The 12,405-nt window shown below is 71.1% G+C and carries 9 protein-coding genes; 7 read left to right on the top strand and 2 right to left on the bottom strand.

Annotation, left to right across the window (positions count from 1 at the left end; translation table 11 throughout):
- Positions 1 to 138 precede the first annotated feature (138 nt).
- Positions 139 to 480, bottom strand: coding sequence for an MGMT family protein (locus tag ACFQ53_RS02495; protein ID WP_377854870.1), 342 nt, complete (start codon positions 478 to 480; stop codon positions 139 to 141).
- A gap of 41 nt (positions 481 to 521) precedes the next feature.
- Between ACFQ53_RS02495 and ACFQ53_RS02490 the strand changes: the two genes are divergently transcribed.
- The 7 genes from ACFQ53_RS02490 to ACFQ53_RS02460 all read left to right on the top strand — a co-directional run bounded on the left by ACFQ53_RS02490 (position 522) and on the right by ACFQ53_RS02460 (position 10,983).
- Positions 522 to 1,439 carry a DUF4194 domain-containing protein gene (locus tag ACFQ53_RS02490; RefSeq protein WP_377854867.1) on the top strand — a complete coding sequence of 306 codons (918 nt, stop codon included), beginning with the start codon at positions 522 to 524 and terminating at the stop codon, positions 1,437 to 1,439.
- A 278-nt stretch (positions 1,440 to 1,717) separates the two neighbouring features.
- Complete coding sequence (locus tag ACFQ53_RS02485) at positions 1,718 to 2,659, top strand: carbohydrate ABC transporter permease (RefSeq protein ID WP_377854865.1); 942 nt, start codon at positions 1,718 to 1,720, stop codon at positions 2,657 to 2,659.
- Complete coding sequence (locus tag ACFQ53_RS02480) at positions 2,656 to 3,564, top strand: carbohydrate ABC transporter permease (RefSeq protein WP_377854862.1); 909 nt, start codon at positions 2,656 to 2,658, stop codon at positions 3,562 to 3,564. Before ACFQ53_RS02485 ends, ACFQ53_RS02480 begins: the two co-directional genes overlap by 4 nt.
- Positions 3,565 to 3,736: 172 nt before the next feature.
- Positions 3,737 to 5,101 carry an ABC transporter substrate-binding protein gene (locus ACFQ53_RS02475; RefSeq protein WP_377854859.1) on the top strand — a complete coding sequence of 455 codons (1,365 nt, stop codon included), beginning with the start codon at positions 3,737 to 3,739 and terminating at the stop codon, positions 5,099 to 5,101.
- A 373-nt stretch (positions 5,102 to 5,474) separates the two neighbouring features.
- Entirely contained in the window at positions 5,475 to 6,407 is a 933-nt protein-coding gene (locus ACFQ53_RS02470) for a hypothetical protein (protein ID WP_377854857.1), read from the top strand.
- Positions 6,408 to 6,535: 128 nt separating this feature from the next.
- Positions 6,536 to 9,922 carry an ATP-binding protein gene (locus tag ACFQ53_RS02465; RefSeq protein ID WP_377854854.1) on the top strand — a complete coding sequence of 1,129 codons (3,387 nt, stop codon included), beginning with the start codon at positions 6,536 to 6,538 and terminating at the stop codon, positions 9,920 to 9,922.
- Between the two features lie 359 nt (positions 9,923 to 10,281).
- A complete protein-coding gene (locus ACFQ53_RS02460) occupies positions 10,282 to 10,983 on the top strand; it encodes a hypothetical protein (protein ID WP_377854851.1) in 702 nt (233 codons plus the stop codon).
- Here the strand turns inward: ACFQ53_RS02460 and ACFQ53_RS02455 are convergent.
- On the bottom strand, positions 10,970 to 12,040 hold the full coding sequence (locus ACFQ53_RS02455) for a phosphotransferase (RefSeq protein WP_377854848.1): 1,071 nt from the start codon (positions 12,038 to 12,040) through the stop codon (positions 10,970 to 10,972). The genes ACFQ53_RS02460 and ACFQ53_RS02455 overlap by 14 nt on opposite strands.
- Positions 12,041 to 12,405 lie beyond the last annotated feature (365 nt).

The following is a 12,405-nucleotide window of genomic DNA, read 5'->3' as shown; positions in this document are numbered from 1 at the left end:
CGCGGAAGACGGTCGGGCCCCGGCCTGGCCGTTCCTGAGGTTACAACAGGGCGAACTGCCGACGAACGAGGCGTGACCGATGTCGGGTCGTCCCCGCCGAGTGCATCTGCATCTCCGCCTTCTCCCTCCGCGCCCTGCTCACTCCTCCGGCAGGTCCGCCCACGCGCGCTTCGCATCGGCGAGCAGCTGCTCGTGATCGGCCCGGTACCGCGCGATCCGGCATCCGCGCCCATTGGGCTTCAGCGCGATACCCTCCTCGTCCCACGCGTCGCTGGCGCGCGCGAGGAGCACTGCGGGCAGGTCCCCGTCGGCCGACGTCACCCGCCACCACGTCACGCCCGAGCCCCACTGGCTCATGATCCGACCCACCAGGCGCGGCCCCACCCCGCACACGTCGCCCACCTGGCCGTAGCTCGCGACCCGCCCGCGGGGGATCGCCTCGACGGTGCGCAGCACCCGCTCCACGGTGAGATCGTCCATGACGGCCAGTCTCGCAGGTACCCTCGATGATCGTGGCTCCCATGACATCCCCCGCCTCGCCCGCCGCCGCGGCCTCCCCGACCTCGTCGGGCTCGGCCTCCTCCCCGGACGACCCGGACGCGCCCACCACGTCGGGCCTGGGGGCGCTCGTCGACGAGTCCCGCCGCGTCCTCGTGGCCCTGCTGCAGGGGCCCTTCGTCGACGGTCGGCGTGAGCCCCAGCGCTACGGCCAGCTGCTGCGGGATCGCGCGGCCATCGAGGCCCGGCTCGCAGACATGTTCCTCGAGCTGGTCCTGGACGACGACGCCCAGGTCGCCTTCTTGCGCCAGAGCGAGGCCGACCCCGACGCCCCCAAGCTGCTGCGCCGCCTCTCCGGCCTGAACCGCTTGGACTCGGTGCTGCTGCTGGTGCTACGCCAGATGCTGCTCACCCAGTCCTCGCGCGGCCAGCGCGCAGTGGTCTCCGAGGCGGAGATCCAACAGGCGCTCGCCGCCTACCGCCGCTCCACCTCGACCGACGAGGCCGGCTTCGCCAAGGAGGTGCGCGCCTCCATCACCAAGATCCAGCGCGCGGGCCTGCTCGAGGAGCAGGGCGACTCCTTCGAGGTCTCCCCGGTGCTGCGCCTGATGATCGGCCCCGACACCGCCCGCGAGTTCATCGCGCTCTACCGCGAGGCCGGGGCCGGCGGCCTCGCCGATCCCGAGGACGATGCCCCCGAGGACGTCGACCCCGAGGATGTCGACGCGGACGATGTCGACGCGGAGGATGTCGACCCCGAGGATGTCGGTCCGGACGACGTCGACATCGAGGGCGCCGATACGGAGGACGGGCACGCCGCGGAAGATCCCGACGCGGGGGCCGCTGACGCCTTCGGGGGCGCCGCCGTGTCCACGACCGACGCCGAGGAAGAGAGTGCGGACGGCGCGATCGGCCCTGCGGACGGGGACGAGGGGCGCTGACGGCAGAGGGTCGGAGGTGGGAGCCCGGGGCGTCGACCCCGAGGCACCGGACCTCGGACGAGCGCCGCGCATCCCTGACGGCGGCGCAGGCACGGTGACGCGAGGCGAGGCCGGGCTCCGACATTTGCCTCACGCCCTCTGCTACGGTGACCTGGATCACCGTGTTCACCTCCCGTTCACCTGTGCGCGGGCCATTCCCTGACCTTCCCCACCCGCGGTCGCGCCTTTGAGGGCGACCGCCCGCCCACCGCCTCGATGACGAGGAGAGGAGGGGTCGCATGACCACGACGTCGACCGACGCATCCACCGTCCCCGACGCATCCGAGATCCCGCGCCGCAGACCCTCACGACGGGGTCAGTACAGCTCCTGGCTCTACCTGGTGCCGGCCCTCGCGGTCTTCGCGGTCTTCATGTTCTTCCCGCTCGCGCGCTCGTTCGTGCTGTCCTTCCAGGGCAACGACATTCTGGGCCGACCTGCTGGCTTCGTCGGCGCCGAGCACTACCTCAAGCTGCTGCAGGACTCCGAGTTCCATGCGGTCCTGCTGCGCACGATCGCCTTCGTGGTGCTCACCGTGGTCCCGGTGATCGCGATCTCGCTGATGCTCTCGCTGCTGCTGCACCAGAGGATCCGCGGCATCCGCTTCTTCCGCACCGCCTTCGCCTCACCGTTCGCGTTCTCCGTGGCGACCGCCTCGGTGATCTTCGCGGTCATGTTCAACCAGGCCACGGGCGTGCTGAACGGCATCCTGGGGACGTTCGGCATCGGCCGCGTCGGCTGGATCACCGACCCCCACATCGCGCTGATCTCGATCGCGCTCACCACCGTGTGGATGCAGATGGGCTACAACCTGCTGGTGCTCTCGGCGGGCCTGGGTTCCGTGCCCGACGACATCATCGAGGCGGCCCGCCTGGATGGCGCCGGAGGGCTGCGCATGCAGCGCTCGATCATCATCCCGCTGCTCACCCCGCAGATCTTCTTCCTGCTCGTCACCGGCACCATCAACTCCCTGCAGAGCTTCGGCCAGATCCACATCCTCACCCGCGGCGGGCCGCAGGGGTCGACCACCACCCTGGTCTACTCGATCTACGAACAGGCCTTCGCCTACGGCAACTCGAACTTCGGATACGCCTCCGCCCAGGCGATCGTCCTGCTGCTCGTCGTCGTCGTGATCACCGCCCTGCAGTTCGGGCTCGTCGAGAGGAAGGTGTTCTACCAGTGAACGAGCACTCCTCGACCACGACGTCGTCCGCGGCTCGCCCGGTGCCGACCACGCCGGCGGGCCCTGCGCGCCGCCGACGCCCCTCCGGCGGCCTCGCCTCGAAGGTCGGCACCTACGTCGTGCTGCTGATCTTCCTGGTCCTCATCGGGTTCCCCGTGTACTTCGGCTTCGCCGGGTCGCTCATGGGACCCGGCGACATCAACGCCTACCCGGCCGCGCTGTGGCCGAGGAGCGGTGCGGTCCTGCAGAACTTCGCGGACGCCCTCGACGCGATCCCGCTGCTGCGGCAGTGGGGCAACTCCGTGGCGATGGCGGGCATTATCACCGTCGGCCAGATGATCACGAGCGTGATGGCGAGCTTCGCCCTCGTGTTCCTGCCGATGCGCTGGCGCAATTTCTGGTTCTTCCTGCTGCTCAGCACGATGATGGTGCCGGTCGAGGCGATCATCATCCCGAATTACCTCTTCATCTCCGACGCGGGCCTCATCAACACCCTGCCCGCGCTGACGCTCCCGTTCCTCGCGCACGGCTTCGGGATCTTCCTCCTGCGCCAGGCGTTCATGTCCTTCCCCTCGGAGCTGTTCGACGCCGCCCGCATCGACGGCTGCTCGAACCCGCGCTTCCTCCTGCGGATCCTCATCCCGCTGTCGCGGCCCACGCTGATGGCGCTCGGATTCTGGTCCTTCCTGATGGCATGGAACATGTACTTCTGGCCCCTGCTGGTCACGCAGACCCCGCAGATGCAGACCATCCAGATCGGCATCACCCAGCTCAAGTCGGCCGACAACTTCAACGCCGGCCTCGTGCTCGCCGGCACCGTGCTCGCGGTGGTCCCGACCCTGCTGCTGCTCATCTTCGGCCAGCGGTTCATCGTCCGCGGCCTCACCGGCGGAGCGATCAAATGAGCGGCGCGGACGCGGAGGACGACGCCCATCCCCGCACCTGCGCACACCTACACACCTGCGCACATCCCCGCACCTGCTCGCGCTCCCTCGAGCATCCCGCACCCCCACAGAACCGATCCCGCACCTCACGGAAACGAAAGGCGGCCCGACGATGATCCGACGGCGCACAGTCATGGCTTCGATGGCGGGGATGGCGGCCGCGGCGCCCCTTGTCGCCGGCTGCTCGGGAGGCGGAGGAGGCTCCGAGGCGAAGGCTCCGGACTCCGGCGCCCTCGACAAGGCCGACGGCGAGACCACCGTCGCCTTCTGGCACTCGATGGACGGCACCAACGGCGACACCCTCGAGAAGCTCGTCAAGGCGTTCAACGAGAAGAACTCCGGGAAGATCACGATCAAGCCCGTCTACCAGGGCGAGTACGACGACGGCATCACCAAGTACAAGGCCGCCGTGCAGTCCGGCAGCACCCCTGCCCTGGTGCAGATCTACGACCTCGGCCTGCAGTTCATGATCGACTCCGGGACCGTGGTGCCCATGCAGTCGTTCATCGACCGCGACTCCTACGACGTCTCCGACATCCAGCCCAACATCGCCGGGTACTACACAGTCGCCGACAAGCTCTGGTCGATGCCGTTCAACACCTCGATGCCCGTCCTCTACTACAACAAGAAGCTCTTCGAGAAGGCCGGACTCGACCCCGACAAGGCGCCCGAGACCCTCGACGAGGTCGCCGAGGCCGCGAAGGCCCTGTCGAAGAAGAACGACGGCCCGGCGGAGTTCGGCTTCAACGGCGCGATCTACGGCTGGTTCGTCGAGCAGATCATCGCCACGGCCGGAGAGCTCTACTGCACGCCCGACAACGGTCGCGGCAAGGAGCGCGCGAGCGCCTTCGCCTTCGACAACGACGCCGCCGTCCAGTTCCTCACCTGGTGGAAGAAGCTCGTCGACGACGGCATCGCCGGCAACACGGGGCGCGCCCCGGCCGATGCGCAGGACGCATTCAAGTCCGGCACGATCGGCATCACCCTCGAATCGACCGGCGCGTTGGGAGGTATGAAGGAAGCGGCCGACGAGCAGGACTTCGAGCTGGGCGTCGGCTTCTACCCGCGCATCGAGAAGAGCGAGTACGGCCCGGTCATCGGCGGCGCCTCGCTCTACGTGGTGGGGGAGAAGCACTCGGACGCGGAGAAGGAGGCCGCCTGGAAGTTCGTGCAGTTCTGCAACGAGCCCGCGAACCAGGCCACCTGGCACACGGGCACCGGCTACTTCCCCGTCTCGAAGAAGGCGCTCGACGAGCCCGAGGACACGAAGTGGCGCAAGGACTTCCCTCAGTTCGACGTCGCCATCCAGCAGCTCGACGAGACCGAGCTCAGCACCCCCACCCAGGGCGGCACCGCGGGCATCATGCCTCAGGCCCGCAAGGCCGTGGAGGAGGCCTGGGAGGGCATCCTCCAGGGCGACGGCCCGAAGGAGGGGCTGACCAAGGCGGTCAAGGGCCTGCAGTCCGCCCTCGACCAGTACAACGACTCGGCAGGATGACCTGCGCGGACGGGGGCCGGCCTGCCCGGGGACCGGCACGCCCGGACCCAGTTGGTCGCAGGCCAGGCCGCCGATCAGCCCGCCCTGAGCCTCCACGCGGTTTCACCCCTCGACACCTCCGCTCACCGAGAGGTGAGTTGTTGCCGTCAAAAGGCCCGTTTGACGACAACAACTCACCTCTCACCGGGCGATGACGACGACAACTCACCTTTCGCCGTCGCAGGGACCACTTTTCGCCGTCGCGCGACGGTGTCGTCGTGCCCGCGTCGACCGGGCGCTGCGCAGGCCGTCCGGTCGGCCGGGATGCGTCCTGTGAGCTGGGCATTGTGGATGATTCCCGACGTCCGGGTGCGAGTCGGGGACGCTGGTGCCCATGTCGAAGCCGAGTGCGCCGCTGCCTGCGCATCTGCCGCCGGTGTTCACCACCCGGGAGGCGAGGGCCGCCGGGGTCGGCGCGGCCCGCCTGCGCTCCTCGGACATCCGAACGCTGGCACGCGGGCTCTACGCGAGAGCGGGGACCGGGGCGAGCGCCGCGCAGATCGTGCGCGCGCTGTGCTTCGACGACCCGTCGGCCTTCGCCTGCGGACAGACCGCCGCGGAGCTGCTCGAGATGCCGATCCCGCGCGGGCTCACGGCCGTGCGCAGCTGGACCGTCCACGTGGCCAGCCCCCGCAAGCACGAGGACTCGGCCCTGATCCGGTGGCATATGAGCTCGGACGCGGAGGCGAAGGACGCGATCCTCGTCGGAGGGGTTCGGGCCACGACGAGGATCAGCACGTGGTGTGATCTCGCCCTGCTGCTGAGGTCCGGCGATCTCGTGTCGATCGCCGATCACCTCGTGCGTCGGCCCCGACCCCGTCTCGAGGGACGCACCGAGCCCTACGCGTCCCTTGATGATCTCGCCGCAGCGCTCGAGGCGCGTCGAGGACGACGGGGCGTGCACGCGCTGCGCGACGCGCTCGACCGGGCCCGCGTGGGCAGCGACTCCCCGGCGGAGACGAGGCTCCGTCTGGCTCTCGAGGACGCCGGCCTGCCCGAGCCCCGGCTCAACGCGCGCACGCACGACGGGGGAGTGGACCTCGGCGAGCCGGATCTGTCCTGGCCGCGCTACCGGGTGTGCCTCGAGCACGAAGGGCCGCGCCACCTCACGCGTGCTCAGCAGGAGCGGGACATCGAGCGCACGGAGCGCCGCGTGAGCGCAGGCTGGATCGAGGTGCGCACCGTCGCGACGGATCTGCACGAGGGATGCTCGCGCGCGGTGATCAGGGTCGACGACGCGCTGCGCCGCCATGGCTGGACGCGCTGACACGGGCACCCGCCGTCGCGCTCGTCGCCCGCCGTCGACGACCGAACGTCTCACGACCCGCCGCCGTCCCGTCCTCCCCGCTTCTCCACCCCACCCCCGACCCCCGCCCGCCCCGGTACCCTTCTGGGGTGGAATCCGACGCAACGACCCTCGACCTGCCCGGCCTCGCCGAGGACACCGGCGACCGCGCCGACGCCGCGCAGACGGACCCCGAGCACCCGCATCCCGGGCAGTGGCGCCTCGTGCACGTGCAGGTCTCGAACTGGGGGACCTTCCACGGCACCCATGACCTGGAGATCTCCCCGCGCGGCTACTTCCTGACCGGCGGCCCGGGCACCGGCAAGTCCACGCTGCTGGACGCGATCAGCGCCCTGCTCACCCCGCCGCGCACCCTGCACTTCAACGCCGCCGCGTCCGACGCGGGCCCGGCGCGCTCGAAGTACCGCCGCACCGTCGCGAGCTACGTGCGCGGCGCCTGGGCGATGCACTACGACGCCTCCACCGGCGAGTTCAACCAGGAGGTGCTGCGCGAGAAGACCACCCTCACGGTCCTCTCGCTGCGCTTCGCGGACGGGCAGGGCGGCGTCGTGCAGCTCTCCCGCCTGCTGCTCCTGCAGGCCGGGCACACCTCGGACTCCGACGTGAAGAGCCTGTACGTCATCTCCCGGAAGGCGCTCGACGCGACGGACCTGCGCCAGTTCGTCTCCAGCCAGATCGAGGGTCGCGCCCTCGAGGCGGCCCATCCCGGCACCGAGACGTTCCGGCAGTTCCGCGAGTACCGGGCGAAGTTCTGCCAGCTGCTGGGCATCCCCGACGAGAAGGCCCTGGGTCTTCTCCACAAGATCCAGAGCGCCAAGGAGCTGGGCGACGTCAACGCCCTGCTGCGCGACTACATGCTCGACGAGCCTCGCACCTTCGAGCTCGCGGATCAGGCGCTCACGAACTTCCACAACCTCTCCGAGGTCTACGACGCCCTGGTCACCGCTCGTGAGCAGCGCGATCTGCTGCGCGGCCTGCGCGACGCGCACACCTCGTGGAAGGAGATGCGCGAGCGCGGCGGGGAGCTCGTGGACCGCCGCAGCGACATCGACGTCTACGCCGCCCAGCACCTGGTGCGGCTCCTGCAGGACGAGCAGGAGCGGCTGCAGCTCGAGCGCGACCGCGTCGGCGCGCAGCAGCGCCGCCTCACCCAGGATCTCGCGGACTCCCGCGCCGACCTCGCGCAGCTCAAGGAGCAGCGTCGTCGCGCCGGCGGCGGCGAGATCGACGACTGGAAGCAGCAGATCGCGGGCCTGGACGTGGAGCGCGAGCGCCGCAAGGAGCGCGCCGCCGAGTTCGCCGCGCAGCTCGCGACCGTCGAGCTGCGCACCCCCGTCAGCGAGGACCTGTTCCTGGCGACCCAGCGCGAGGTCGGCGATCTCCGTCGGACCCTCGAGACCGAGGAGAAGAACGCCGACGAGAACCGCTGGCAGTCCGAGGCGAAGGTCCGCGAGCTCCAGCAGGAGCTCCAGCAGACCGTCGCCGAGCTGAACTCGCTGACCTCCCGCGCCTCGAACCTGCACTCCGAGGACGTCGCCGTGCGCGACATGATCGCCCGCGAGGTCGGGGTGGCGCCCACCGATCTGCCCTTCGCGGCCGAGCTCCTGCAGGTCAAGGACGGCGAGCAGGAGTGGACGGCCGCCGCCGAGCAGGCGCTGCGCGGCCTCGCCCGCTCGATCCTCGTGCCCGAGCGCGTCTACCGCGAGGTCGCCGGGGTCATCGACCGCACGCGCCTGCGCCGACGCATCTCCTACAACCGCGTGAACACGGACCTCACCCGGCCCTCGCGGCGCATCGACCCGACGACGCTGGCCGCGAAGCTCGACGTCAAGGACGGCGAGTTCCACACCTGGCTCTCCGGGGAGATCGCCGCCCGCATGGACTACGTGTGCGCGGAGGACCTCGAGGAGTTCACGCGGCTGAACCGCGCCGTGCTGCGCTCGGGCCAGATCAAGCACTCCGCGTCCCGGCACGAGAAGAACACCGACCGCGCGATCAACGACCGCTCCCAGTGGGTGCTGGGCTTCGACAACCGCGGCAAGCGCGCGGTCTTCGAGGGCGAGCGCACCCGCGCCGAGCAGGCCCTCTTCGAGGCCCAGGCCCGACGCAAGGACGTCGAGGCCGAGGCCGAGCACCGACGCGAGCGGCTGTTCGCACTGCAGGCGCTCGCCGCCGTCGAGTGGGACGACATCGACGCCGCGTCCGTCGCCCGCCGCATCGCGAACCTGCGGGACATGGTCCGCGCCGCCGAGTCCGGCTCCGAGGCCCTCGCGGACCTCGCCCGGCAGATCGACGACGTCGAGCAGTCCATCACCGACGCCGACGAGGAGCTGCTGGACGTCGCCCGCGGCGCCGGCAAGCTGGGCGAGCAGGCCGAGCGCGCCGCCGAGCGCCTCGGGAAGGCGAAGGAGCGGCTGAGCGAGCGGAGCCTGAGCCCCGAGGTCGAGGAGGAGCTCTCCGAGCGCTTCCACGCGATCGCCCCCACGATCGTCCTCTCGACGATCGACCAGGTCACCAAGGACGCCTCGGCGACCCTGGACGCAGAGCTCGTGGACCTCACCAAGCGCACCTCGCGCGCCGAGGAGGACATGCGCACCGCGATGCGCGAGTTCTCCCGGCGCTGGCCCGCCGAGGCCGGCGACACCGACGTGTCCCTGGACGCCGCCGGGGACCACCTCGCGATCCTCCAGCGCATCGAGGAGGAGAAGCTCCCCGAGGTCGAGGACCGCTTCTTCGAGTTCTTCACCGGCAACACCCTCGGCGACGTCCAGGCCCTGGCCACCGCGATCGCCCGGGAGCCCGCCGAGATCAAGAAGCGCCTCCAGCGCATCAACGCCCTGCTCTCCCAGGTGGAGTTCCACTCCGGGCGCTATCTGCAGCTGTCCATGCGGCCCGTGCATCTCGCCGCCCTCGACGAGTTCAAGAAGGCCCTCGAGGACGCCGTCGCCGGCACCATCGAGAACGACATCACCCGCGACCGCGACCGGGCCGAGGAGCGCTTCGTCTCCCTGCGCCACCTCATGGAGCTCATCTCCAACGCCCGCACCAAGGACGACCAGGTCTCCCGGGCGATCCTGGACGTGCGCCGCCACGTGCACTTCCACGCCGAGGAGGTCGACGCCGAGGGGAAGGTCGTGCACGCCCACGAGTCCGGCGGCCCGCTCTCGGGCGGCCAGAACGAGCGTCTGACCACCTTCTGCCTCGCGGCCGCGCTGCGCTACCAGCTGGCCGGCACCGGCATCGACGTCCCGCGCTACGCGCCGATCATCATCGACGAGGCCTTCTCCAAGGGCGCCGGCAAGTTCATCACCGCGGCGATGGAGTCCTTCCGCCACTTCGGCTTCCAGGTCATCCTCGCCAACCCCGGCAAGAACCCCCAGGCCCTCGCCCCGTTCATCGGCGGCGTGGGCGTGGTCGCGATCCGCGAGGACCGCTACTCCCAGGTCAGCCCGATCGAGTTCGTCCCCGTCGACTGAGCCCGCCGGGCGGCCGCATGGGCGGCCCGCCGGGCGCCCGGCAGGTCTGCACCGCTACGTGCGGGGCCGGCCGGTCTGCCCGGCTCCAGCCCGGCCGGTCTGCCCGGCTGCACGACCGGCCTGGGCCGGCGGTCAGATTCCGTGCCCGATCCGGCCCCGTCCGGCACGGATCCTGACCACAGGGGCACGCCCGACGCCGTCATGTCGTGCACGGTCCGGAGAGGTCTCGCACGGCCTGTCGATGGGGACTTCTCCCCATCGTGACGAGGAGCGTCGCACGGATACGGTGGGCCGAGCCGCAGCACACCAGGGCATCAGGCCCCGGGCATCAGGGCAGGACGCAGCGTGGAGGTGAGCCGATGACGGGCAGGCCGCTTACACACGAGCGCGTCCCGACCGGCCCCGCCGAGGCCCGCCGCCGTGTGCACGAGATCCTCACCGTCGTGGTCGACGCCCTGCGCGCGCACGGTGCGCCGCACAGCACCGCCCTGCACGACGCCCCCCGGCACGATGGCGCACCGCGCAGCCACGCACCCCAGGGCAGCGCACCCCACGGCAGTGCACCCCACGCCAGCGGACCGGGCCTCGAGCTCATCGAGCATCGTCCCCGTCGCGACCGGGCCTCCGGCACCCGCTACCGGGGCGTGCGCACCATCCAGCACGTGAGCGCCCTGATCGGATCGACCGCGGAGCCGCCTGCCTCGCCCAGTCCCGCGTCGCTGCTGCGCGTCGCCGACCGTGCGCTGCGCGGCGTCGGGCTCGCCGTGAGCGAGGACGGCGAGGTCAGCGGCGTGCGCACCCGCGTGTGGGAGGGACCTGAGGGGGACCGCGCGGAGGTCGTCGTCGGTGCGCGCCTGCTCCTGCGCGTGATCAGTGCGCCGTTCCTGCCCGGCGTCGAGCAGGGCGACGTGTCGACCACGCCGTCGGCCGTGCGGCGCGTGCTGCGGCCGGCGCCGAGCCTGCACGCCGTGCCCGCCGCCCTGTCGATCCCTTCCGTCGCGCCCGCAGGGATGCCGGTGGGCGCGGCGACGCCCGAGTCCTCGGTGCTCAGCGAGAACTGAGCCGGGCCAGCGCGCCGAGGGGGATCGGCAGCCAGCTCGGACGGTTCCGCGCCTCGTACAGCACCTCGTAGACGGCCTTGTCGGCCTCGAAGGCGCGCAGCAGCGCGAGGAACGACGCGTCCTCGTGGGAGATCCCCATGGCGTCGAGGTAGCCGTCGAGGTAGCCGTCGAGGAAGGCGCGCGAGGACTCCGCGACCCACGCCGACGCGTCCACGCCGTGCTCGTGCAGCACGGCTCCGCCCGCGTAGTCGAGGCTGCGCAGCATGCCCGCCACGTCCCGCACCGGGCAGTCGGGGAGCGCGCGCTCGGCGAGCGGGCGCAGCGGCTCGCCCTCGAAGTCCAGCAGCACCCAGCCGCGCGAGGGGTCGGCGAGCACCTGGCCCAGGTGCAGGTCGCCGTGGATGCGCTGGAGTGGCGGCCAGGCGGCGTCGGCCGCGGCGTCGATGAGCGCGCGCAGCGCGGCCCGATGGGGGAGGACCTGCGGGACCTGGGCGGCGACCTCGTCGAGACGGGCGCGCATCTGGTCGAGGACGCGCGTGCGGTCCGTCGGGGTCGCCGGTGCGCTCGGCAGCTCGGCGGCGAGCAGACGGTGCACCTCGGCGACCGCGGCGCCGAGGTCGCGCGCGCCCGCCCGGAAGTCGACGCCGCCCGAGGCCTGCTGCAGCGCCACCCGCCAGGCGTCCTCGACGTCCGGCAGGAATCCCTGCGCGAGCAGCGCGTCGGCGCTGCCGTCGGCGTCCTCCCCGGCGGTCGCATCGCCCCCCGCCCCCACGCGCAGCCGCACGGATCCGATCATCGGGGCGATCCGCGTGCAGCCGGCGCGGTCGAGAGCGCCCTGCAGGACCACGTCGGGGTTCTCCCCCGGCGCGAGCACGCGGAAGAGCTTGAGGATCACTGGGTCGGCGTCCTCCAGCGTGAAGATCATCGAGGAGTTCGACTGCTCGCCGCTGAGCAGGCGCGTCGCGACTACGCGGGCGGCGGTGCGTCCGGGGACCGGTGCGGGGTCCAGCGAGAGGTCGGGGCCGACGAGCGGACGACCTGCAGTGAGCACGTCCATCAGGGCGCGCCTGCCGAGGTCGGTGCGGCACGCGTCCTCGATCCGCAGACGAACCTGGGGGTCACATGGGCTTCTGCGGGCACCACCCGTCGGCATGGCTGCACCTGCCGCACTCGCCGCCCGTCTCCCGAGCTCGTCGCTGGTGATCTCGATGATTGCGATGAGGCCTTCGGGATCCTCTTCGACTGTGTCGCTGAATGTCGTGTCCGTGCGTACGACCAGTGGCACTTGATATTCAGTGGCGATCGAGGGGTCGGCAGAGTCCGCTCCAGGAGGAGGCGTCGAAGCGCGGACGACGAGATCCAGGACGAGAGCTTCATCGTCCGTGCTGGATGCATCATCACCGTCGTGGGAGGCGATGACCT

Origin of the sequence: Brachybacterium sp. NPDC056505 (assembly GCF_042794925.1) — a bacterium.
Lineage (GTDB): Bacteria > Actinomycetota > Actinomycetes > Actinomycetales > Dermabacteraceae > Brachybacterium > Brachybacterium kimchii.
Note: the sequence above shows the minus strand (reverse complement) of the source record. Positions and strands in the feature narration are given on the sequence as shown.